The organism is Streptomyces sp. NPDC096136, from assembly GCF_044763325.1.
Classification (GTDB): domain Bacteria; phylum Actinomycetota; class Actinomycetes; order Streptomycetales; family Streptomycetaceae; genus Streptomyces.
Genome location: NZ_JBIWFZ010000022.1, coordinates 123,985 through 146,472 on the forward strand (window position 1 = coordinate 123,985; position 22,488 = coordinate 146,472).

The 22,488-nt window shown below is 71.9% G+C and carries 18 protein-coding genes; 6 read left to right on the forward strand and 12 right to left on the reverse strand.

Features of this window, described 5'->3' with window-relative positions; genetic code table 11:
• Positions 1 to 143 precede the first annotated feature (143 nt).
• The 11 genes from ACIRBY_RS32405 to ACIRBY_RS32455 all read right to left on the reverse strand — a co-directional run bounded on the left by ACIRBY_RS32405 (position 144) and on the right by ACIRBY_RS32455 (position 13,072).
• Positions 144 to 416 carry a hypothetical protein gene (locus ACIRBY_RS32405; protein WP_403907429.1) on the reverse strand — a complete coding sequence of 91 codons (273 nt, stop codon included), beginning with the start codon at positions 414 to 416 and terminating at the stop codon, positions 144 to 146.
• Positions 413 to 1,312: a replication-relaxation family protein gene (locus ACIRBY_RS32410; RefSeq protein WP_403907431.1), complete on the reverse strand. Its 900-nt coding sequence runs from the start codon at positions 1,310 to 1,312 to the stop codon at positions 413 to 415. Before ACIRBY_RS32410 ends, ACIRBY_RS32405 begins: the two co-directional genes overlap by 4 nt.
• Positions 1,309 to 3,888, reverse strand: a complete 2,580-nt coding sequence (locus ACIRBY_RS32415; protein ID WP_403907433.1) for an ATP/GTP-binding protein — start codon at positions 3,886 to 3,888, stop codon at positions 1,309 to 1,311. Before ACIRBY_RS32415 ends, ACIRBY_RS32410 begins: the two co-directional genes overlap by 4 nt.
• On the reverse strand, positions 3,873 to 4,517 hold the full coding sequence (locus tag ACIRBY_RS32420; protein ID WP_403907435.1) for a hypothetical protein: 645 nt from the start codon (positions 4,515 to 4,517) through the stop codon (positions 3,873 to 3,875). The genes ACIRBY_RS32415 and ACIRBY_RS32420 overlap by 16 nt, the downstream gene beginning before the upstream one ends.
• Complete coding sequence (locus ACIRBY_RS32425; RefSeq protein WP_403907437.1) at positions 4,514 to 5,632, reverse strand: NlpC/P60 family protein; 1,119 nt, start codon at positions 5,630 to 5,632, stop codon at positions 4,514 to 4,516. The genes ACIRBY_RS32420 and ACIRBY_RS32425 overlap by 4 nt, the downstream gene beginning before the upstream one ends.
• Positions 5,629 to 8,235 (reverse strand): hypothetical protein, encoded by a 2,607-nt coding sequence (locus tag ACIRBY_RS32430; RefSeq protein WP_403907439.1) that lies wholly within the window; start codon positions 8,233 to 8,235, stop codon positions 5,629 to 5,631. Before ACIRBY_RS32430 ends, ACIRBY_RS32425 begins: the two co-directional genes overlap by 4 nt.
• A 92-nt stretch (positions 8,236 to 8,327) precedes the next feature.
• Entirely contained in the window at positions 8,328 to 8,651 is a 324-nt protein-coding gene (locus ACIRBY_RS32435; protein WP_403907441.1) for a hypothetical protein, read from the reverse strand.
• Positions 8,652 to 8,665: 14 nt separating this feature from the next.
• Positions 8,666 to 11,236 carry an ATP-binding protein gene (locus tag ACIRBY_RS32440; RefSeq protein ID WP_403907442.1) on the reverse strand — a complete coding sequence of 857 codons (2,571 nt, stop codon included), beginning with the start codon at positions 11,234 to 11,236 and terminating at the stop codon, positions 8,666 to 8,668.
• The gene (locus ACIRBY_RS32445) at positions 11,236 to 11,739 is read right to left on the reverse strand and encodes a hypothetical protein (RefSeq protein ID WP_403907444.1); all 504 of its coding nucleotides are present in this window, start codon (positions 11,737 to 11,739) and stop codon (positions 11,236 to 11,238) included. Before ACIRBY_RS32445 ends, ACIRBY_RS32440 begins: the two co-directional genes overlap by 1 nt.
• On the reverse strand, positions 11,736 to 12,053 hold the full coding sequence (locus tag ACIRBY_RS32450; RefSeq protein WP_403907446.1) for a hypothetical protein: 318 nt from the start codon (positions 12,051 to 12,053) through the stop codon (positions 11,736 to 11,738). The genes ACIRBY_RS32445 and ACIRBY_RS32450 overlap by 4 nt, the downstream gene beginning before the upstream one ends.
• Entirely contained in the window at positions 12,050 to 13,072 is a 1,023-nt protein-coding gene (locus ACIRBY_RS32455; protein WP_403907448.1) for a conjugal transfer protein, read from the reverse strand. The genes ACIRBY_RS32450 and ACIRBY_RS32455 overlap by 4 nt, the downstream gene beginning before the upstream one ends.
• Before the next feature lie 1,971 nt (positions 13,073 to 15,043).
• Here ACIRBY_RS32455 and ACIRBY_RS32460 point away from each other — a divergent pair.
• From ACIRBY_RS32460 to ACIRBY_RS32480, 5 genes are all read left to right on the forward strand, one after another.
• Positions 15,044 to 15,601 (forward strand): hypothetical protein, encoded by a 558-nt coding sequence (locus ACIRBY_RS32460; RefSeq protein ID WP_403907450.1) that lies wholly within the window; start codon positions 15,044 to 15,046, stop codon positions 15,599 to 15,601.
• A gap of 668 nt (positions 15,602 to 16,269) precedes the next feature.
• The gene (locus ACIRBY_RS32465; protein WP_403907452.1) at positions 16,270 to 16,704 is read left to right on the forward strand and encodes a hypothetical protein; all 435 of its coding nucleotides are present in this window, start codon (positions 16,270 to 16,272) and stop codon (positions 16,702 to 16,704) included.
• A 228-nt stretch (positions 16,705 to 16,932) separates the two neighbouring features.
• On the forward strand, positions 16,933 to 18,018 hold the full coding sequence (locus ACIRBY_RS32470; protein ID WP_403907454.1) for an IS110 family transposase: 1,086 nt from the start codon (positions 16,933 to 16,935) through the stop codon (positions 18,016 to 18,018).
• A 120-nt stretch (positions 18,019 to 18,138) separates the two neighbouring features.
• Positions 18,139 to 19,143 (forward strand): DUF932 domain-containing protein, encoded by a 1,005-nt coding sequence (locus ACIRBY_RS32475; protein WP_403907456.1) that lies wholly within the window; start codon positions 18,139 to 18,141, stop codon positions 19,141 to 19,143.
• An 80-nt stretch (positions 19,144 to 19,223) separates the two neighbouring features.
• A complete protein-coding gene (locus tag ACIRBY_RS32480) occupies positions 19,224 to 19,748 on the forward strand; it encodes a hypothetical protein (protein WP_403907458.1) in 525 nt (174 codons plus the stop codon).
• Positions 19,749 to 19,971: 223 nt separating this feature from the next.
• Here the strand turns inward: ACIRBY_RS32480 and ACIRBY_RS32485 are convergent, their stop codons facing one another.
• On the reverse strand, positions 19,972 to 20,589 hold the full coding sequence (locus tag ACIRBY_RS32485) for a hypothetical protein (protein ID WP_403907460.1): 618 nt from the start codon (positions 20,587 to 20,589) through the stop codon (positions 19,972 to 19,974).
• A gap of 183 nt (positions 20,590 to 20,772) precedes the next feature.
• On the opposite strand from ACIRBY_RS32485, the gene ACIRBY_RS32490 reads away from it, so the two are divergent.
• Complete coding sequence (locus tag ACIRBY_RS32490; RefSeq protein ID WP_403907470.1) at positions 20,773 to 22,425, forward strand: Mu transposase C-terminal domain-containing protein; 1,653 nt, start codon at positions 20,773 to 20,775, stop codon at positions 22,423 to 22,425.
• Positions 22,426 to 22,488: the final 63 nt, after the last annotated feature.

A 22,488-nucleotide genomic window follows, 5' to 3' on the forward strand; every position in this document is an offset into this window, starting at 1 on the left:
TCACTGCTCACCGGTTTTCTCACCGATGGACGCCAGCCCGGGTCACGATCGGGCTGGCAACCTCACCGGGCGCCCGCGCTGTCGACTACAGGGGGCGGTTCTGAGCGGCCGGCCACCGTCCGGCCACCTGTTCCGTGCGCTGGTCAGAACGGGGGGAGGTTTTCACCGCCGATGCCGGACCCGACGCCGGGCCTCGCACCTTTACCGGAGACGTCGGTGGTGGGAGGCGGCGGGGCCGTCGCCTCGAGCTCCTCCTGCCAGGTGAAGTGGTAGTCGGCGTAGCTGTCGATCTGCCCGGTCTCGACCTGGAACTCGCGGTCTGCGAGTTCGCGCATCTCTGCCTCGTGTTCGGCCTGGGCCTGGAGGTAGTCGGCGAGGTCGGCGGCTGACAGGCCGGCGGGCCAGTGCCCGGTCACAGCTGGGTCCAGCCGCGCGGCTCGCCGCTCCCGGCCAGGGGCGTCCACACCTTCGCCTGGGGGCCGTGGGCCTCGATGTCTTCGAGGACTGCGGCGCCGAGGGGGACGTGGGCGCTGAGGCGGGTGACGAGGTCGTGGTCGGCGGTCATGCGCCGCAGGTCCGCGATCCGGTTGGCCAGGGTGGTGCGCGACGCTCCGGTGAGGATGAACAGGACCCTGGGGAAGCGGGGGTAGGAGCGCTGCCAGGCGAGCGCGGCGCCCTGGTCGGCGACGGTGCCGCGCCGACCCAGGGGCTGGGGGGTGTAGTCGTGGAAGCGGGCGTAGGTGATGAGCTTGCGGGCCAGGCGCTCGCTGCTCATGGTGGTGCGGTCGATCTCCACGAACGCCCGGTACTGCAGGCGCCGGGGGCTGGTGGCGGTGTAGTGGAAGACGGCGTCGGCGATCAGCCGGTCTTCGCCGGCGGTGTCGGGGAGGCGGTGGGTGACCTCGGGCACCCAGTCCAGCGGCTGGTACTCGTCACCACGCTCGCGGGCGTCGGTGAGGAAGGCGAGGTGGGCGCGGACACCGGTCAGGATGTGGGCGGCGCGCAGGGAGGCGGCCTGGGCGGACGGGATCGAGGTGGCGGTGCGGCCGCGGAGTTCGGGCCAGTCCCCGACGGTCTGGTGGCCGGCGGCGGTGAGGAAGTGGGCCTGGAGGCGGCCGGGGAGAACGGCGTGGATGATCAATCCCTGCTCACGCAGCGGCACCAGCACGTTGTGGATCTTGCGGGGCGGGGTGTTGGGGATGAGCATCTGGTGGAGCTGGGTGCTGGTCAGCAGCCGGTGCTGGGCGATCAGGGCCAGGGCCTGGTGGGCGTGGGTGTCCGCGGTGGCGGGCTGGAAGACGGCCGTGGTCATGCGTACTGCTCTCCAGTGTTGTCGGTTTCGGTGGGTGCGGTGCGGGTGGTGAGGAAGGAACGGACGGCTTCTTCCTGGGCCAGTGCCATCGCGCGTCGCTCGGCCAGGGGCAGGGCGGCGGTGTGGGCGTGCGCGGCCTTGCGCAGGGCGGCGACCTGGCCGGGCCGCGCGAGGTCGTCGAAGATCTCGGCCAGTTCGGGGCCCCGGATCGGCAGGGGGCCGACCCGCTTCCCGGCGATGGTGAAGGAGGCGTAGTGCCTGAACCGCTCCAGGTCGGTGACGTCGCGGGGGCTGACGGTGCCCGGCCACTGGTCGGTGATCTGCGCGATGGCCTCCATCGATCCGGCCGTGGTGGACAGGCACGAGGCGTTCTGCAAAAGGGCGGAGCGGGTGGCCGGGTTGAGGCGGTGCATCAGCTGGGTCATCCCGTACAGGCGGCAGCCGAACTTCCTCAACTGCTCGGTGATCTCCGCTAGCACGGTGGAAGACCCGTCCAGGGAGATCAGTTCGTCCAGGTAGAAGCGGAACGCTCGCCGTTTGGCCTCGGGCAGATCGCGGCGGGACAGGCCGGCGCGCAGGAAGTCGTGGACGATCAAGGAGATGAGGAGGCGGTCGGTGGGTCCGGTGCCCGGCGGGCAGACCCACAGCACCTGGCCCTCATCCATGGCGGAGCGGATGTCGTACCCGCTGACGGGGCATCCGAGGAACGCGCGGGTGACGGGGGAGGCCGCGAGGCGCTCCAGCGGGTTCAGCACGGTCAGCAGCGCGTCCCGGGGGATGTCGGGGAACGTGGCCGTCCACCACTTGCGCCCCTCCGTGTCCAGGCCGGCGAGGGCGAGGTGGCGGAAGGTGGGGTCGGTCAGCAGCGCCCGGACCTGGAAGATCGTCGCCTGCTGGTCGGGCACCTGCGCGAGAACGGCCTGGGAGTTGACGGCCACCAGGGCCTCGACGGCCTTGGTCAGGATGGTGAGTGCGCGCGGCGCGGTGACGTCCCCCCACCCCAGAACGCCGGCGAAGGCCTCGACGGTGGCCGTGGTCACTTCGTGCGGCGGCTGCCCTGCCGTCATGTCCAGCAGGTTCCAGCAGCTGAGCATGTCCCCGTCCTTACGGACGGTCAGGTCGAACAGCGCGACCCGGTCGATGATGTCCTCGTGGGCGAGGTAGCGGGCGACGTCGGCGAAGGAGTCGCCGTGCGGGTCCACGAACGCCAGCCCGCGTCCGTTGTGGGCGCTGGCGACGGCATGGACCTGGGCGCGCATCGTCTTGCCCCAGCCGGCCTTGCCCGACTGAATCTCGAAGAGGGTGTCGTCCTCGTGGGTGGCCAGCAGCCGTTCCCGGCCGTCCGTCCCCCGGTGCCAGCCCTGGGGCAGCAGATTCTCCCCGAGGGCGTAGGTGGGCATCTCGGTCTTCAGCAGTGGCAGACGGGCCGTGGTGGTCGGTGGCTTCAAGAGCCCGGCCAGTTCGTCGATGTGCGCCCACCCGCCGCGGGCCGGGCGCATCACGGCCGTCGCCCACTGCTCATCGAACCGGCGCCGCCACGGCCGGCGGTCGGGGCCGAAACGCAAGGGACCGGCGGACCAGCCGAGCGTGGCGAGGCGGGAGGGGCCCGCGTAGACGTCCATGGCCGCCCCGATACGCGCCAGCCGTGCCTCCGCACGTCCGGCCGCGTCCGAGGCACAGCGCACCAGGATCTGCACCCGCACCAGACCCGGGCTGTGCGCGAGCTTGCCCAGCACCGCCTCCCTCTCGACACGGCGGGGCTGGGGAGACATCACCATCTGCCCGCGTGGGCTGCCGCGCCACTCGGACGGGTCCAGCAGCTTTCCCATGGCGACCGGCAGACTGTCGGCCGGTTCGCGGGTCAGCCAGCGGGCCTCCCGCTGGGCTTCCCGGCGGGCCTGGTCTCGGGCGCGCTGCATGGCCTGCATCCGGCGTACGGCAAGGTGCCAGCGCGGCGCGGGGGAAAGATCCACGCACACCTCGGCGACGTCGCCGAGCTTGGCGTTCAGGTCGGCGACCGCGTCGATCAGAGGCTGCAGCGGGTCGGGGTCGAGGGGCACCTCACGCAGCCGTGAGCCGGGCTCCCCGTGCAGGGTCAAGACCGCGCGTACGACGTGGGCGCGCCGCTTGTCGGCCACCGGGGCCGTCCGCTTCACCTCGACCCGGGCCCCGTAGGGGGTCTGCTTCAGCAAGGCATGCGCGGTCGCCGGGGCCTCGATCCGGTAGACCAGGGGCCGCTCCCCGTCGGCGCGCAGTCGCACCCTCACCGAGCGCGCCCGGCGCGGCGTCCACCACGGACCCGAGCCGGCCGCACGCACCAGTTGCATTCCTTGCCGCCAGATCTGCTCGGCATCCGGCTCGAAGGCCGGCGTCGGCTCCAGCTGGAGGTAGGTGCGCCGCGACAGGGCCTCGGCGCTCAGGCGCCGTTGCAGGTGCTCCCATCCGATCAGGGCGGCAGCCGTGAGCAAGGCCAGCCACCAGGAGTTCGCCAGGGTCCAGCGGGCGAGCGCCGCCAGCCCGTCCCACAGCGCGGCGCCCAGGGGCAGGACCGCCATGGCGGTCAGGTGCGGTTCCATGTTCCTTGTCCGTTCTGGGTGTAGTGGAGGGTCGCGGTGCGCCCGTCGAGGAAGGTCCCGGCCGGGTCTGCGCCGGCCCATACCAGCCGCACCACGGCGTCGGCCTGTGTCCGCTCGCCGCCCGCGGGGGCTGGGGTGTCGCGGCGGGCGGTGGCGGCCTGGATCCGCACCTGCGTGTAGCCGGCGGTCTCCGCCGTCCAGGCCTGGCGGCCCAGCTCGAGTAGTTGCCGCTCGTCGTCCGGCGGGAGATCGGGTGGGCTGGCCTGGTCCAGGGCCTGCTGGATGATCGGGTCCGCCGCCGGCCCGGACCCCGGCGGCGGGAGCTCCCGCGCCACCGTGCCGCCATCACGGGCACCGGGCCCGGCCGACGGCCCCGTGGGGCCCGGTACCACCGGAGCGGCGGAAGACGCCGAACCGGCGTCGGCCCCCGGCGACGGGGGAGTGACGGACATGGCGGCTGACGGCGCGGCCGGGCCCGAAGGTCGGGCGGGGCCCGTCACCCTGGGCACCGCGGCATCCGTGCCGGGCCCCATGCCGTCTGCTCCCGCATGCAGCAGCGCCAGCCCGGCGGCGGCCAGGACGGCCGCGGCGGCGATCAGGCGGCCGCCCGACCACGCGTGTGCGGTCACAGGAGCCTCGCCCCTCCCGCGTAGTCGGGCATCGCGGTGACGGGGTCGATCCGCACCTGCTTCCCAGGACGGGGCGCGTTGATCATCTTTCCGTCGCCGAGATAGATCCCGACGTGGTGGATGGTCGAATCCGAGGTGGGGCTGTAGCCGTAGAAGATGAGGTCGCCCGGGCGCAGCGCCCCGAATCCGGCGGACGCGGGGATCCGCCGGCCCGCGCCGGCCTGTTCGGCCGCGGTGCGCGGCAGCATGATCCCGGCCTTGGCGTAGGCGTACTGGGTCAGGCCCGAGCAGTCGAACCCGACCACAGTTCCGCCGTCCTGCCCGCCGGGCGAGCAGCAGATCCCCGTACTCGGACCTTCGGGCCCGCCCCCGCCCCAGGAGTAGGGGATGCCCTGCTGGGCCAGCGCGGCCTGGACGACCGCCCCGACGTTCCCCGACGGCAGCGCCGGCGTGGTGCCGAGGGCGTCGTAGCGGTCGATGCCCGACATGACGTCGTCCACATACGCCCAGGACAGGTTGTAGGTGTGGATCGCGGCACGCAGCTGCTCCCGGTCACCGAGGTTGCGCCCGTCGCCGCAGAGGTAGACGGCGGCCGATGCGGCGGCGTCGTCCGCGTTGTGCGGACTGATCTGCCCGTCCTTGTTGCCGTCCTTGCCGTAGGCGCGGAACGTCTCGGGCAGGAACTGGAAGGGGCCCACCGCCCGGTCGAAGGCGCTGTCGTTGTCCCAGCGTCCGCCGTCGGTGTCCCGGATCGCGGTGGTGTTCCCGCCCGCGCCGGAGCCGTCCAGACGGGGGCCGGTGATGATCGGCTCGATGTCCCCGCTCGCCCCGACGAGATGCCCGGCGGCATGGTCGGACTCGACCCGGGCGATCCCCGCGAGGACCTGCCACCGCATCCCCCGACACCCCGGCACATAGGACGTGACCTGAGCGGCGCCGGTGAGGTAGGCGGCGAACATCCTCTCCGGGATCCCGGCCGCGGCCGCGCTCACCGACGAGCCGGCCGGCGCGCCCCCGCGGGCCCGGGCGGCGGCCACCACCAGCACCGGAGCGGTGCAGCACGCCGCCACCATCAGCAGCAACCCCAGACACCCCAGCTTCTGCCACCTCTTCACCGCTCACCGCCTTCACGCCGCCGCCGCTCCGCCGCGCGGGCGTCGAAGATCGCGCGCAGCCGCGCCGCGTTCGCCGCCTGCGCCCGTGCCTCCCCGTCAGCTGCCCCCGGCTGGCTGCTGCCCGCGTCCCGGGTCCCGGCCTGTTGGGCAGTGGCGGCGGGCGCGGCGGGCCGCCGACGCGGCGCGGGCTCGCGGCCGGCTTCGGCGCGTGGCGCCGAGATGCTCGTGCGCGGGGTGCTCTCGCGGCCGCTGGAGGAGGCGGACAGGGGGGCGGTGGCGATGGCGGCGGCCATCGCGGTGTCCTGTACGGAGCCCATCGGGTCGTGGACCTGCCAGGCGGTCGCAAGGCGCTGCCCGGCGTGGTCGACGCCGTCCCGCACGATGCGGCCGCCCTCCGCCCACCGGTCGGCGTCCTCACGGACCTGGTGCGCCGCCACACGCAGTTGCGTCCGGGCGTCATCGGTGAATTCACTGGCGGCGCCGCGGGCGCGGCCCAGGTTGCGGGGGAGCCCGAGGGTCGCCCCGTAGGCCAGGCGCGCGGTGCGCGAGGCGACCCGGTAGCCGCGCAGCCGAGAGGCGCGGGCATGGATCCGGGATCCGAGCAACGGCCGGTCGGTCGCGGGATCGTGCAAGACCTCCCCAGTCCACTGATCCGCGACCACCTCGCCCGCCCCGCCGCCGCTGCCCCGGGCGGCGCCGGCCAGAGCCTGGGACGCGGGGTGCTGGCCCGGCTTGGGCCCGATCAGCGCCGCGTGCCCCATCCGCAGTGCGACGGCGAACGGCGCCAGGCCGCGCTTTCCCTCGGCGAGGGCATCGCCGATGAACCGGCCGGGGGACATCGGCATGCCCGACCCGTCGCTCATCGCCGCGAGACTGCCCAGGGACGCCAGCCGCGCGCCGAACGTGCCGTGCGCCGACGACGGCCCGCCCCGGTGGCGGATTCCGCCGCCGGCGGACCCGTGTTCGGCGAGAGCGGCGCCGATCTCGGAACTGTCACCGCGCAGGTGGCTGCCGCCGACCTTCCGGTAGCGCATGCGGGTGGCCACGCGCTGCCCGAAGCCGGACGCCGCGGCCAGCACCCGCCGGTGCATGACCAGGAACGCGACAGCGATCGCGTCCACCAGCAGGAGGCGCTCCACCATCAGGTCGGCGTCGCTGTCCGAGAGGATCGCGTCGACGGCGATCCCGAACATCGGCAGGCACAAAGCGGCCACGAAGGACACCAGAGCCGAGGCGATGAACACCCCGAGCCACCGCCACAGCAGCATGCGGGAGGGGCCCGGGAGCATCGACCACACCCAGGCGATCGGACCGCCGGCGGCGGCCGCCGCGTCGGCGCCCTGCGCGCCGAGCATGACCACCGACATCGACACGATCATGAGCGTGACCACGAGCACCGCGACCAGCAGGGCAGCTACCGACCACACCCGATCCCAGGTCGGAGTCTGCGCGTACTCGGCCGCCTGCTCCCCGACGGACCCCGCATCCTTCAGGTCCTTGATGAGCTGCGAGAACGCGGCATCCTTGGTGTCCGCCCCGCGAGGGCCGTTCCCGTTCTCGCAGAAGTCCTTCTCGACATCGTCCATCCGCGCGCAGGGGTTCTCGCAGTACTCCTTGGCCGACCCGTGCAGCAGCTTGCACTCCGATTTGGCCGACCCTTTCTGGCTGCCGCCGGCTTCCTTCACCTGGCGCTCGCACGCCTCCTTGATGGGGCCGAAGGTCCCGGAACACCTCGACAGGTCCACCTCGCCCTGCTCTTGCCTCTGCTTGGGCCGGCTGCTCTCGACCCACTTCAGATGGGCTTTGTAGGCGTCGGCTTCCCCCGCCTTGTGGGGATCGATGACGCGGCCGTACTGCAGGAGCATGTACGGTTTGACCACCAGACTGTCGGTCAGCGCGCGCTGGACCGGGTCGACCACCGATTTCGCCTCGGCCTTCTCCTGCACACAGGCCTCGTGCGCGGGTCCCACCGCGCTGTCACAGGGCCGGCCACCGCGTGCGGGTGTGCCGAAGTAGGAGGCGGTGGTGATGGACGCCACCTCGACGGCGGCCTGATGCGTCTGGTCGAGCGGACCGTCCTTGCCCAGCAGGTAGTCAGGCCGCACGAACGCGCTGGCGGCCAGAGCCGCGATGACCAGGGTCAGCGCGATCTCCCCCAGCCCCGTGCCGGCCTTCCCCCGCACGAACAAGATCAGCCCGAACACGAACGCCCACGCCAACAACAAGCCTTCGAGGCCGAGGGGGGCGACCACGTGCCGCTCGTAGGCGTCGGCGATCTGCTGCGCCGGCCTGGTCAGCAGGGTGATCAGCGGGAAGCGGAACACGAAGGAGATCAGCCACCCGCACAGGCCGACCAGCAGCCGCACCAGGGTGAACAGCCCGCCCAGGACCAGGCGCTGGATATCGCCGACCACATCAAGATCCGGCATGCGCCCCGTCACAGCCAGATCGACCGCCGGGATCCCCCCTTGGGGCTGCGAGGAGACGGGCATGGCCTCCAGCTGATAGCTGCTGAGCGGCACCCCCTCGCCCGTCATGATGTCCAAAGGCCCCAGCAGGCCCCCGCCCGCGCCGGACCCATCGGCGGTCGCGGCCGCGGCCACCGCCGTGTTCGTCACCAGAAACGTGACGGTGAGCAGCGCGACGAACCCGGCGGCGCGCAGCGTCCCTCGGTCCAGCCTGCGCCGGCGGCCCCTCACAGCCGCCGCCCGGCGGCACTCACCAGAGCGATGGCGGCCGCGACAGCGACAGTGGAGAACAGCAGCAGCGCGGACCGCGCATCCAGCCCCGGCAGCCCGGCCACACCCGGCCCGGCCGGCTGCGACGCGGCGACAGCGCTGACGGGCTCGGACGCGCACGGCCCGGGCACCGCCCCGGCGCTCCGTGCACATCCGGCATCCGCCCGGGCGGCATCCACCCCGGCCGCAGGTGAAGCGGTCGGAGTGTGGGGCAGGGCCCACGCGGCAACGGTGCAGGCCAACAGCAGGGCGGTGACGGCGCCCACCAGCAGCAGCCGCACACCCGATCGGTACGTCATGAGGTCCCCCCGGTGGCCGCGGGCTGTGCCGCGCGGCCGGGTGTGGTGAAGATCGATTTCTTGATGCGGGGTACGGGCGGGACGACGACCTTGATGCGGCCGATCTGCATGCGCGGGTCGCGCAGCAGCATCTCGCCCTCGCGGCCGGCCTGACCGACTGGGGAAAGGCCGGTGGTGACCAGCCGGATGAGGTCCTCGTCCTCGCCGTCCAGGCCCAGGAACCGCAATCCCTTGACTGCGCGGGCGCGGTCGGCGGTGCGGGCGAGGAACCGGTAGGCGACCAGGCCGGCGTCCTTGCCCAGCTCGTCGGCGTCGTGAGCCCCGAGGAAGACGCCGGCGCCGTGCTTGCGGCCGTCGTGGAGGATCTCGTGGACCAGCGCCGAGCCCTCCGCGGAGGAGGTCAGCCAGTACACCTCGTCCAGGGAGACCAGGCAGAACCGGGACGGGTCGGTGAACGCCGCCTGCCGGGCGACGGCCGCGATCAGATACAGCACCGCCCGCCCGATCAACGCCTCCAAGGGCTGCTGGCGCAGCACCTCGACGTCGGCGAACGCCTCCCGCGGCGGCAGGGTCAGGCCGGTGGTGGTCACCACCACCATGTCGGCACCGAGATCCCCGGCGAGCGTGACCGGCGGCAGAGTCGGGTCGAAGACCATCGCCGCCAGCGGATTGGTCCGTACGATCCGCAGCAGATCCGCCATGGTGGCGGCCGCATCCCCCCGAGTCGAGCCGGAGCCCGAGGCCGCGAGCGTGGCCAGGACGTCGAGGACCTTGCCCATGGACGGCTCCGGCCCGCCGCTGACCTCCTCGACCGCGTGGTGGAGCACGGCCCCGGCGGCCGTCATCGCCCCCACCCCCAACTGGAGCGTCAGGTAGGACAGGGCGTAGTGGGCGCCGACCGGCCCGCCGAACACCCGCAGCGGGTCGATGGAGATCCGGGCCTCCGCGGCGTCGATGATCTGGCAGCGCTCACCCATCGCCGTGTGCGCGAAGCCGGCCCACTCGCGCATCGGGGTCCGGTCGATGACGATCGCCCGCCCGCCCCGGTCCACCACCGCCTCGGTGACCAGCTTCTCCAGCACGCTCTTGCCCGCACCGAGATCGCCGATCACCGCGCTGGAGGCCGACGCGTTGACCTGCGGGGCATCCGCCGGGTTCAGCAGCACCGGGCGGATCGTGCCGCAGTCCAGGTCGTAACCCACCATCATCCCAGCCGGATCACCCACCCGCGACAGCGTCAACGCCCCACAGGCGGCCCAGTCCTCCGACAGCTGGTGCTGCGTGAACTGCCCCAGCTTCGGAGCTCGCACCGCCCCGGGCAGGCCCAGCGCGAACAGCTCCTCCTGCATCCCATACGGGCGCTCCACCCGGTAGTCGCCACCCGACAGGGCCGCCGACAGCTCCCGCGCCCGCGCATCACACGTCCCCGCGTCCGGCCCCCACACACTGAGCACCGTCACCGACTGGACCTCGACCTCCACCGACGTCCTGGCCATCCGCGCGTCCTGCTCCGCCAGATCCCCCGCAGCATCCGGCAACGAGTGCGGCATCCCGGTCGGCTGCGCACCGTACTGATCCGCCTGGTCCAGCAGTTCACGCTTCTTGCGCTGGACCTGCGCCCGCGCCTTCTTCGCCGTGACCACCCGCAGATCGACCGTGACATCGACCGGGAAGGGCAGAGCCTCCAGCTGGGCCAGGACATCGGCGGCCCGCACCGACACCGCGGGCGGGATCTCCGCCAGCACCAGGTGCGCCTGGTACCCGGTGCCGGCCTCGGACTCCACCTGAAGCCACCGGCGACCCAGCGGCGACGAGGCCGCCGACCGCCACCACGGGCTCCTCGGCTTGGCTTCCTTGGCACCGGCGCCCATCTCCTGGCCGCCCTCGGCCAGGCGGACCATCCCCAGATCCGCGTACGAGGGCGACTGCAAGTGCCCCTCGCGGGTGCGGCTGCCGTACAGCCGGCTGTGCTCCGCGTCCGACAGCAGCGGCTCCTCCGCCAGGCCCCGGCAGAGCGCATGCTGCAGCATCCACACGATTTCCGCCGCCGACGCGGGCCGAAGCCCCAACCCCCCGCCCAGGGAGGTCTGGATCCGCTCAGCCTCCACAACAGCCGCCTTCACCTCCGCCTCGGCCACCGGCACCGGCGCGAGATCCAGAGCAGCCGACAGCTCCGCGTACAAAGCCGTCAGGGAAGCGCTCGCGGATCCGCCCTTGGCCGCCAGGGGCACGGCCAGCCACAGCGTCCGCTCGTGCATCTCCTGACCGGTCAGCAGATCGACCGTCGCCGCGCAGGTCTCCGCCCACGCGGGCAGCCGCTGCCAGTCGACGTCGGCCACCATCCGCTCGGCGACCTCACCGGGATCCGTCCGGGCCGCGAGAACAAACAGGCGCGGCTCCATCCCGGGCATCGACCGCACCAGCGAGGTGATCCGCCCCAGCAGGTCCTGGTGCACCCGGGCGGGCAGGTAGCCGCCCGGCAGCGCGGCCACCCGCCACACCGCCCACACCCGCCCCGAGGCCGACCACAGCAGATGCCCCGCGATATGCCGGAAAGGCGTCCTCATCACGCCGCCCTTCCCGCACCGTCGGCGAGCAGCCGCGCAAGACCCGAACCGGCAGCCGCCCGCCCGCCGGCAGGCACCTCGACCACGGCCACCGTCCCCGCACTCGCCGGACCGGTTACGAGGGCGGGGGTGATGACGAACCGAGCACGCAGGCAGGACGGCTTCCGGTCACGGGCGACCCGCCCCCCAATCCGCCCGGCCGGATGCCGAAGCAGCAGCGACCCGACCCCGAGCACCGCCGTGAACGGGTTCTGCCCGGCGATCTGCGCCCCACGGACCGCCCACACCGCGCCCAGCCACAGGGCGATCGGCACCGGTCCCGCCCACGACCACCAGTCGAACGTCTTGATCAAGACGAACGCCCCGCCGCCCAGCACCACCAGCTGCGCCGGGGTGTAAGGGCCGAACGGCAGCGTCCAGTCACCGAGCTTGCCCAGCACCCACGGATGCCGGCGCGCACTGGTGTAAGCACGCGCGACGCGCACCCGCTCGGCCCCGCTCACAGAACCCCTCCGCTGCCGCCAGCGGCAGGGTCGGGGGTGACCACGACGGTGACAGCGCCAGCGCCCTTGGCCGGGTTGTTGATCTCGTCCTTCACCGCGCCGGACAGCGACTCCCGCGCCTCATACAGGCCCAGGGCGAGCACCATCGCGAGCAGCGCGCCGATCCCGGCCTTCAGCGAGAAGCGGCGGGCCACGGTCACGACGACCACCACCGTCAGCGCGACCTTCAGGCCCTTGTCGCTCCACCCGGCGAGCGTCCCGATCAGGGAGTCGCCCAGCTTGTCGAGCTGGCCCGCGAGGATGAACTGCTTCATCGCGCACCCTCCGCGACCGGTGCGGCCACCGAACCGGACGGGGCAACGGCCGGCGTTGCCGCACCAGCGGCCCCGCCCTTCAGGGCGCTGATCTCCCACCGCCCGGCCCGCGTGGTCACCTCCAGCTGATAGACCAGCGGCCACCGGGTTCCGGCCCGGTCCTCACCGGTGACCCGCACCCGCACCCGCGCCCGGGTTCCGTCGGCCGGAACCTCCTTCCCCGCGGCCCGCTCCGTGTCGGACATGACGTCCTCGACGTCCACCCGCACGTAGCCGGCAGCCGCCGGAGCCGACAGACGCGCGCCGGGCGAGAGGTAGCGCTCCAGTCCCGCGCCCTGCCCGCCCGCGAGGTAGGTGCGCAGGAACTCGCCGAGCGACGCCGACAGGGCTGCCCCGGAGGGGACGGCGTGGGAGAACGGGCCGGCCGCGGTTTCCGGCGCGGTCTCGGGGGCGGACACCTCCGCCGGCGAAGCGGAGACACTCAGCGGCCCGCCGTCCCGGCCCCCGGTACCGGACACTGCGAAGTACCGAACAACCGGCGCGGTGCCTGCCGCAGGCTCCGGCGCCGGACTCGAAGCCGCCGAGGCAAGAGGGCTGGCGATGGTGAGGGCGGCGACGACCACAGTCCAGCCGTCGGGGGAGGACACGGTCCGCACGGGCACCACCCGCAGTGCACCAGGCGTCGCCCCTCCGCGAACGCGCTTGGGGAGCTGTACGGAGGGCGCCATCGACCGCAGGGCCGCAGCCACGGGGCTGTCGGTCTCTGCTGCATCGGAGCGCAGCCACAGCTCCACGAACAGCGCGGCCGTACCGGCCGGGTCGGCCGGCAGCCTGGATGCGCTGTCGGCGTGCGGAACCGGCGCGGCCTGAGCGACGGGGCCTCGCGGCATCACGAAGGCGACGGCCAGGGCCAGCGGCCCAGCGGCCAGCGCCGCCCAGGCCCCGATCCGGGCAAGACGCGGACCGCTCGTCGAGACGGTCCCGCTGACGGGAACGGTCTCCGGACGGGAACGGCGCAACGGCTGCGGGGTTGCGGCCTGCGGCGCTCGCCGTAGGCGGCGCGGGGGCCGGGGGACAGGGCTCATGAAAACGCCTTCCGTGGAGGTGCTCGTTCTTCTTGCACCCCACGAAACGGCGGTCTCCTCACCGGCCGGCTCACCACTGCCAGCCCCCCGGCGTCACGGGAAGGAAACAGTGCTGCTGGTGAGTCACCGGTGAGCTCGCGCCATCCAGCGAAAACTCCCCACCCCAGGTCAGAGCCTTGCCGACAGGACTTCACCGGTGACGAACCCGGGCCCCGGCGAACTCACCAACCACCTCACCGCTCCCACCACCGCGGGCCGGCCGGGAGCCGATCCGGCGCGCGTGCGGCCGAAGCGACGAGCGGTGCGGCCGATCACGGGGCCTCCTTCATCCCGCAGGGCATCGCGCCTGCAGGACGGCGGATACCTTGTCAGAGCCAACTCCTACAGCCCGGCCACTGCCCCCACCCCGGCCAGCGCCGACTGGCCGCCGCCCGAAGTGGAGGACACATGTGCACCTGCGGAGCCCTGCCCGACCACGACGAGTGCTCAACCTGTGCCGTCCCTGCAGCGTTCGCCGGCTCCCCGGCCGAGGACGAACCGCCCAGGCCGTCCCCGACCCACACCTCGGCGTACCCGGACGAGCCGCCCGTCTGAGAGGGAGTCGCACAGCGCACCGACCGGGTCCGGGTGCCGGCTCAGCGGGGGAAGTCGCCGGATTCTCCTGACCGAGCGGCGTCGGTGCGCCGTGGGCGTGACAGGCCAGCACGAGGCCACCCCGGCACAGGCCGCTGCCGCGCGCGGCCTGACCGAGGTGGCCGTCCGCCGCAAGCCGACTGCCTGCCATCGACACGGTGATCGGCGCCCGCGACGCCTTGGCCCTGTCCACGGGGTTCGCCGCACCCCCTGCCAACCTGCGCGGCTGAGGGGGAAGCAGTGGGGGAGGTAGGAGGGGGATATTGAGGGGGACGCAAGAGGGGGAAACTGCCCGGGACACCGACCTGATTCCGGACCTTGCATTTGCACTGGTCAGGCGCCCTTTTCGGTGGTGGTGACCGGCCAGACTTTATTTGAGTAGGGGAGGGAGTGCTTGGGGGAAGGGAGGTGGTTGGCTTCTGCAGGGCGCCTGACGGATAGGCGGGACCGGAAGCGACCCGGTGGGCTGCGATCAGCTGCTAGCCATCTCCCGCTGGCCGCCCGTGGGCGGTCAGGCTGGGTGGCGTCGGGACGGTGCCGAGCCTGAGGGTCGCATCCGATCGCGTCGTCGCAGCGCAGTTCCTCCTGGAGAGCTGGGAGCGGTACTGCGTGAAGGGGTCCTCGACTGGGGCCAGGGTTCGTGCCTTGGCGTTCGGCTGGTGCTGGTATCGGCGGGCGGTCACGTGGCGGGCGTCGACCAGGAGCAGCTGGATCTCCGCGGGCGCGAGGGAGTTGCGGTCGACACCGAAAGTGTTGCGGCCGACGTCGTGCTGGCGGCGTCCGTGGCCGGTGTGCCTATGCCGCTGGACCGGCCGGCCGGGCTTTGGGGAGGAGCCGCTTGGTAGTGCGGGTGCTGATGTCGTGCTGTGCGACGAGGGGGCTTCTAGGCGAAACCAATGTGGCCGACGCCCACTTCCGCTGCAAAGCGGGTGGCAAGGGCGCCGGCCGACCGAAGAACACACCACGAGAGAACCCGCGTGCATCATCAAGGCGAGCATAGCGCCCGGGCCGGGTGCAGGCACGCACCACGGCGCTCCTTGGATGCGGTAGCATTTTTCTCCTTGCGTGGGGTCTCGTCGGACCCTCACGTCACGGTGCGCGCTGGCGTGCCTCACCCTCTGGAGGTCGGGACCCGTGATCCGCGCTGGACGAACCGCCGTGGGCCGGCGGGAGCTTGCTGACGCCCTGGGGATGACATGGCCGACGTTCCGACGGCTCAAACCGCACGACGCTGAAGGCTTCCCCGAACCGGTCAGTTCGGAGGGGGCACTGGTGCTGCTGTGGGACCTGGAACAGATCACCGCCCACCGAGACGGCAGACCGCAGCCGGCCCTTCCGGCCGAAGAGGACGAAGCGGACCTGCTCGACCGCCGGGAGGCGGCCGTCCTGCTGGCCGTGAAGCCGCGCAGCGTCGACGGCTACAAGACCGACCCGCGCCTCGCCGACCACGTTGTTGTGGTGGGCGGGGTCGAGCATTGGCCCCGCGGCGTGCTGCGTGCCTACGGAGCCTCCCGCGGCACCATGACTGCGCCCAGCGGCCGGCCGACCGGATCCGGCGACATGGTCCCCCGGGATCTACTCCCCGGACGCATTGCTGAACTCCTCGACGCCGACCCCGCGGTGACTGCGGCCCACGCCGTCGACGTCCTCGGCGTCGCCACGCCCACCGCGCAGAGGCACCTTCAGCGGGAGCGGGCGGCGCGCATCGCCGCACAGATGCGCACGGAGCCAGGTCTCCGCGCGGAAGAGGCCGCAGACCGTCTCGGCTATCCCACGGCAGTCCGCCGCAGCGCCGTGAAGGCAGCCCAGCAGCTCCACGACAAGCACTGACACCCCAAGACCCCTGGAGGGGGCCTGGCCCGCGCGGCCGGGCCCCCTCAGGGCTTTCTCGGCCCGGTGGGGGGCGGGCGTTGCGGGTCCGGTGCCGGTGGGGTGGCCGGCTCCGCTGCGCTGCGCCGTCCACCCCACACCGTGGTGTGGCGGGGAAGGCCCCGCGGAAGGCGTGCCGGACTCCGCTGCGCTGCGTCCGGAACGAGCGCTGCGCGCTCTCACGCCTCCCCCGGGGCCTTCCCCGCCACACCACGGTGGCCGCGTGCCGCACTCCGCTGCGCTTCGTCACTCCGCTCCGCTGCGTAGAGCGCCCGCCCGGCTCCGCTTCGCTCCACCAGCCGTTCACTCTCGGCGGCACGCGCTGCGGGGTGGGGTGGGGTGGGAGATGCGAGCGTACGCGCTCCGCGCGCACCCCCGCATCTCCCACCCCACCCCACCCCTTGCCCTCCGCGCTACGCGCTACGGGGCTGGCCGGCACCGGACCCGCAATGCCCGCCCCCCACCGGGCCGTAACCCCATCTGACCTGCGGATACATCACTCTTTCGAGTCCGCCACGAGGGGGTGATTCCACCCCGAGTGAGCCTTGATTGCGTTAGAATTCTCTTGTCGGTGGGAGAAGTGGCAAGCTCACCGGCCGAAGAACCCACCCCCTATCCAAGGGAGAGCCATGTCCACCGAGTTCCAGACCTCCCCCCATGGGCGCATGCTCGCCCGCCGCAGCATGACTCTCGTTCGGGCTGTCGGCCGGACTGCCGGTGAGGGACTCCACCACCTGACCGTCATCTCGCTGGCACCTCGCGGCGTCGCCGAGGCCGAGTGCGTCATCACCGGCCCGGTGCCGAACGAGGACGACCCGACCGACCCGCTCGTCTACGTGGCCTACCTGTTGGCCGGGACCGCGATGGGCGCGAAGGCCATGTTGGTCGCGCGCACCCTGGACCCGCAGGGCGAGGTCACCTACAGGTCGTGGGCGGTGAGCGACCTCGTCGCGCACCCCGCCACGGCAGAAGAGAGCTTCATCGCGTACTGCCTCGGCGAAAACCGCGACCTCACGGACCCGGTCCCCGGCGTGACGTTCGTGGACGCCCCCGCACTCGACTGACAGTGATGATGTTCGTGGTGATGTCGCCGGTGGGTCTGACTCATCGACTGACTGACGCTTCGGCTGTCCTGTTTGGGATTTGTCGGCCTGTCGGCGACCCCACCGCGCACGCGGCCGGACGGGAGCTTGTGACTTCATAGGAGCCTGGCCAGAGGCCCCGTCACTGTCTTGTCCACCCGCCCGACCGGCGCGTGCCGCCCTCGGCTCGGACAAGCGGCAAGGACGGACATGACCAGCATGACGCATGACGGACCGGAGATCACCGGCGGAGTCGACACCCACGGGCTGACGCACCACGCTGCCGTGATCGACTCCATCGGCCGGCACCTGGCCGACCGGGAGTTCCCCACCACGATCCGTGGCTACCGAGACCTGCTGGACTGGATGCGTGTCCACGGCAGCCTGGTCGCGGTGGGCGTTGAGGGCACAGGTGCCTACGGAGCCGAACTCGCGCGGGTACTCACCGCGGCCGGAGTCACCGTCGTCGACGTGGACCGGCCGGACCGCAAGATCCGGCGGATGAAGGGCAAGTCCGACCCGGTCGACGCCTACGCCGCCGCGACGGCCGTGCTCTCCGGGCGGGCCACCGGCATCCCGAAGAGCCGTGACGGCGTGGTCGAGGCGGTGCGCGTGCTGCGGATCGTCCGCCGCAGCGCGATCAAGGCCCGCACCCAGGCGATGAATCAGATCCGCGGCCTGCTCGTGTCGGCCCCCGCGGTGCTGCGCGAGCAGGTCGCAAGGCTGGAGAGGGCCGCGCTGATACGAACCCTGGCCCGGCTGCGTCCCGGTGACGACCTGGCCCGGCCGCTGGCCGCGCCCCGGGCGGCACTACGGCGCCTGGCCCGCCGCCACCAGGCCCTGGACGAGGAGATCACCGAGCTGGACGCCCAGATCGGCCCGCTGGTCAAACAGGCCGCCCCTGCCCTGCTGGAGCTGTTCGGCGTCGGCCCCGAGACCGCCGGCCAGCTACTGGCCTCGGCCGGGGACAACCCGGAGCGCATGCGGTCCGAGGGCGCGTTCGCGCACCTGGCAGGGGTCGCTCCGATCCCCGCGTCGTCCGGCCGCACCCATCGCCACCGCCTCAACAGGGGCGGTGACCGGGCCGCGAACAACGCCCTGCACACCATCGTCCTGGTCCGCATGCGCTACGACGAACGCACCCGCGCCTACGTCGAACGCCGCACCAAAGAAGGCCTGTCCCGGAGGGACATCACCCGCTGCCTCAAGCGATTCGTCGCCCGCGAGGTCTACCACGCTCTGACCACCGCACCGACCGAACGAATCACTCAAACCGACCTCACTCCAGCGGCTTGACGTCTATAGGAGCATCCCGGCCCGGCAGCGAGCACCCCGCAGACCTGAACACGCACGGCCAGCGGCGGGGGAGTGGCACCCCCGCCGCGTCCGTAGAGCACCCAAGAAGGAGAAACTTCCATGGCACATGAGATCGAGCAGTTCAGCGACGGCACGGCCGCGTTCGTGAGCGCGCGTGAAAGCGCCTGGCACCGGCTGGGCACGGTCACCGCCGAAGCGCTGACCGCCGAGGACGCCATGCGCCTGGCCGCCCTCGACGACTGGAACGTCCGGCTGGTCGGTCTGCACGCCACCGAACTGACCGCCGACGGCGCGACCGTGCTGGACGTGCCGAACCACCGGGCGAGCGTGCGCACCCACCCCAAGACCGGACGCCCCGAGACCCTCGGCGTGGTCGGCCCCGACTACACCCCGGTACAGAACGAAGAACACGCCGAGTTCCTCAACTTCCTCGCCGACGAGTCCGGAGCGCACTTCGAGACGGCCGGATCCCTCCGGAACGGCCGACAGGTGTTCCTGACCATGAAGCTGCCCCAGACGATGACCATCGGCGCCAGCGACAACGTCGACCTGTACATCGCCGCCTTCAACTCCCACGACGGCAGCAGCGCCTTCCGCATCGTCGTCACGCCGGTGCGCGTCGTGTGCGCCAACACGCTGCGCGCCGGGCTGCGGAGCGCGAAGAGCAGCTACACGGTCCGCCACACCTCCGGAGCGCGCGGCCGCATCGCCCAGGCCCGCCAGGCCCTGGGGCTCACGTTCAAGTACGCCGAGGAGTTCGAGAAGGCCGCCCAGCGCATGCTGGAGGCGGAGATGACCACGCCCATGCTCCGGTCGATCGTCGAGGAGCTCTGGCCGGCCACCAACGCGGACAGCGCCCGCAAGAAGACCAACCAGGTCAACCGCTGGAACACCATCCGGAACCTGTTCGAGCAGGCCGACACGCAGGCGGGCATCCGGGGGACCGCCTGGGCGGGCTACAACGCGATCACCGAGTACGCCAACCACGTCGCTCCGGCGCGGGGCGCCAGCCCCGACCTGAAGAGCGCCGCCCGCGCCGAGCGGGTCATCACGGGCACCGCCGATGACGTGATGGAACGCGCGTTCCGCCTGATCACCGTCTGACCCGCGTCAGCTCGACAGCACCTCTCCCGGGGCGGGAGAACCCCTCCCGCCCCGGCCACCCCCCAAAGGCAGGACCACCCATGAGCACCCACAGTGCAGCCCAGCTGATCGGCGGACGCTCCCACCAGTGCGACGCCACGGCGACCTACACCCACCAGGAGCGCCGCGCATACGCGTTGCTCGACGGCATCGGCAGCACGGAAGAAGTCCAGACGTGGACGCGTACGGCCGCCCGCCGACTGGCCCGCGCTGCCGCACGTGCCGGGGCACTGGAAGGCCTGCGGCAGATCCACGCCGCCCGGGCCGCCGAGCTGGCCCCGGAAGGCTGGTACGCGCAGTACATGCCCACGGCCGTAGCCGTCGTGGCCGTCGCCGAGCCCGGCAAGCCGCTTGAGGTGGCCTGGTGCGGTGACGCCCGCGCCTACCTCCTCCCGGAAACCGGCAGCCACCTGGAACGGCTGACCACCGATCACAACATGCGACAGGTCCTCATCGACATGGAGCTTGAGCCCGGACCGTACGCCCGCAATCGGGTGACGTCCTACCTCGGCGACACCAGCCCCAACCCACCGCTCGGATCGGTTCGCGCCCCCAATGATGGGTGACGTGTGAGTTGCAGTGGAGTGCGTCAGCTGTCTGCACTGGGTGTGAGAGGCGTTTGTGCTGGTCGGGGGAGTGGTCGGGGGTCGTGAGGGTGTCGTTTTGCTGGTGAAGGTTGTTGTCGTTTGCCAGTGAAGGTTCGTTGTCGTGTGTGTAGGTCTGTGAGGGGGCGGCCCGGGTACGGCAGGCCGGCCGTTCGGAGGCGGCCGGCCGGGCTCGTTCGGGTTGTTACTGCGGCGGGAGTTCAGCGAAGGCCGCGATCTCGGCTTTCAGGGTCCGCCATGCTGCTCGTTGCCGTTGTTGCGCTTCGGTCCGGTCGACGATGGCTTTCAGGTTGGCGATCTGCTGGTCGATCCGGTAGGCGCGGAATGGGTCGAACGGCCTGAGCTGATCGAGGCGGCGGGTTGCTGCGTCGATCCGGGCTGGGGTGGGCATCGTTGCCCAGGATGAGACCGGGTGTTCGGCGGCGTCCTTGTTGAGGAGTGTTTCGCGGGTGTCCATCCGGATCACCTCACCCCAGTGCTCGGCTGTGATGGGCTGACTGGAGAGGTACCAGGCTGCTGGGTCGCCTCCGGCCTGCTCCACCGCGGTCCGGTTGTCGCATAGCTCGCGCCACAGCGGCCAGTACAGGATGGACGGGGCGGGGGCGACGGATATGCGGATGACGGTCCGGTCCAGGTCCCGCAGGCCGCTGTCGTGCCCGGGGCCGTCGGTTAGCCACACATGCGGGGATTGGCCGTCCAGGTGTCGTGCTGCCTGGGATGTGGTGTCGATGCAGCCGGACGCGCGGATCTCCTCCCAGGACGTGGTGCTGGTGTAGTGGAAGAGAGTGCTTGGCATGGTCACGACTCCAGTGTGAACCGGTGTACCGGGCGCCGACATGGTGATGACCCGTATGCCCTTGCTTCCCTCGTTCGTGTTGACCTGTCCGGCGTGTCGGGATGGACAGTCTTGGGCGTGGACAGCCGCACTGCGCGGGGTTCGGGCTGGGGGTACGGCATGTCGGATCGGGGTCTGGCTGGAGAGGGCATGCCATCTCGGGGATCTGACGGCGGGCGTGAGGGGGCTGTGGCGCGCCTAATAGTTCTCGATTCCCGGGATGAGTTGACGACGGATCATGCCCGGCTGGTTGCTGAGGCCTTGGGGGTGTCGCTGCGGACGGTGTGGAACTGGGTGGCGGTGGCCCGGCGGGAGGGGCGGCTGTCGGCTCGGACGCCGGATCGGGCCACGGTGACTCCCGATCTGCGGGCTCGTCTGGCGGTGTGGGGCGGGAATGTGGCCGCGGTGCACCGGGAGCTGGTCGCCGAGGCGGCTGCGGCTGGTGACCCGGGTTCGGTGCCTTCTCTTCGTGCTTTGCAGCGTGCCGTGCGTTTGGACCTGTCGGCGGGGGAGCGGGCGGGGTTGAAGGGTGGTGAGGCGGCCCGTCGGCGGTTCGATGTGTACGGCAAGCGCCCGCCCACACACCGGAACGCTTGCTGGGAGGGGGACCACAAGCGGATCCCGGTGCGGGTTGATGTCGAGGGCACCGCGGTGTGTCCGTGGGTGACGTGGTTCATCGATGTCGCGACGAAGGTGATCGTGGGTGTGGCGGTCACCCCGCATCAGCCGGCCCGGGATGCGGTGCTGGCTGCGTTGCGCACGGGGATCAGCCGCACCGAGCCGTACGGCCCGTTCGGTGGCTTGCCCAGGATGGTGCGGGTGGACCGAGGGAAGGAGTTCTTGTGCCGGACGGTGGAACGCGCTCTGGGCGCGTTCGCGGTCCCGGTACACGATCTGCCTGCCTACAAGCCGTACCGCAAGGGCACCGTCGAGGCGCTGAACGACGCGGTTGAGGAGATGTTCCTGGTCTCCCTGCCTGGCTACACCCGCAGGGCCCGACCAGCCGGTGCTCACCGTCCCGATCAGGTGGAAGACCTCCTGACGTTCGCGGAGTTCGTGGAGGAGCTGCTGGGCTGGGTGCGGTGGTGGAACACCGAGCACCGTCCGTCCGGCCTGGAAGCGGGACTTACCCCGTTGGCGGCGTGGGAGGCGGATGCGACTTTGGTCGAGGACGTGGACGAGGAACGGCTGGCGTTCTTCGCGCTGGAGGACGACGGCCGCATCCGGAAGATCTCCACGAGCGGGGTCCGCTGGCGGCGCCGGTTCTATATCGCGCCGTGGATGGTCGGCCACGTCGGCACGAAGGTCCGGCTGAGGTATCTGCCGCACTTCGACGGGCGGATCGAGGTGTTCTCCACCGAGGGATGGGGCCGGCATCTGGGTACCGCTCACCTTGCCGAGGCGGCGACCTTGGAGGAGCGCCGGGTGCTGAGCGCGGTCAGGGAGAAGAAGGCCCGCGAGCTGAAAGCCGACTTGAAGGCGGCGGAGAAGCTGCGCCGGACCAGGTATGCGGCCACGACCACACCGGGCGCTCCTCGTCCGCGGCGCACGGTCACCGGCCAGCAGGCCCGTGCGGAGATCGCCGAGGCGAGGGCCACGGATCTGGCGGCCCGCGCGCTCCCGGACCTCATCCCGCCCCGGGACCCACCGGCGGGCTGGGCCCGCCCACGTCCTGTGCCCGCGGCGAAGCCGCAACCCGGGCCTGCGCCTGCGCCTGCCCCTGCAGCGGCAGGCGATGGAGCCGATACCGAGCCCGGTTCGGGCAGTAAGGTGCGATTTCTCGGTTTGGGGGTGGTGGGGTGAGAGACAGTGAGGTTCTGGGGTGTTGATGCTGGTCGGGACATGTCTAGGGGGCTGGTCTCGCTG

Coding starts and splice junctions, on each gene's coding strand:
- ACIRBY_RS32410 (WP_403907431.1), bottom strand. CDS start 1,312: ATGACCACGGCCGTCTTCCAGCCCGCCACCGCGGACACCCACGCCCAC.
- ACIRBY_RS32415 (WP_403907433.1), bottom strand. CDS start 3,888: ATGGAACCGCACCTGACCGCCATGGCGGTCCTGCCCCTGGGCGCCGCG.
- ACIRBY_RS32440 (WP_403907442.1), bottom strand. CDS start 11,236: ATGAGGACGCCTTTCCGGCATATCGCGGGGCATCTGCTGTGGTCGGCC.
- ACIRBY_RS32450 (WP_403907446.1), bottom strand. CDS start 12,053: ATGAAGCAGTTCATCCTCGCGGGCCAGCTCGACAAGCTGGGCGACTCC.
- ACIRBY_RS32465 (WP_403907452.1), top strand. CDS start 16,270: ATGTCCACCGAGTTCCAGACCTCCCCCCATGGGCGCATGCTCGCCCGC.
- ACIRBY_RS32470 (WP_403907454.1), top strand. CDS start 16,933: ATGACCAGCATGACGCATGACGGACCGGAGATCACCGGCGGAGTCGAC.
- ACIRBY_RS32475 (WP_403907456.1), top strand. CDS start 18,139: ATGGCACATGAGATCGAGCAGTTCAGCGACGGCACGGCCGCGTTCGTG.
- ACIRBY_RS32480 (WP_403907458.1), top strand. CDS start 19,224: ATGAGCACCCACAGTGCAGCCCAGCTGATCGGCGGACGCTCCCACCAG.
- ACIRBY_RS32490 (WP_403907470.1), top strand. CDS start 20,773: ATGCCATCTCGGGGATCTGACGGCGGGCGTGAGGGGGCTGTGGCGCGC.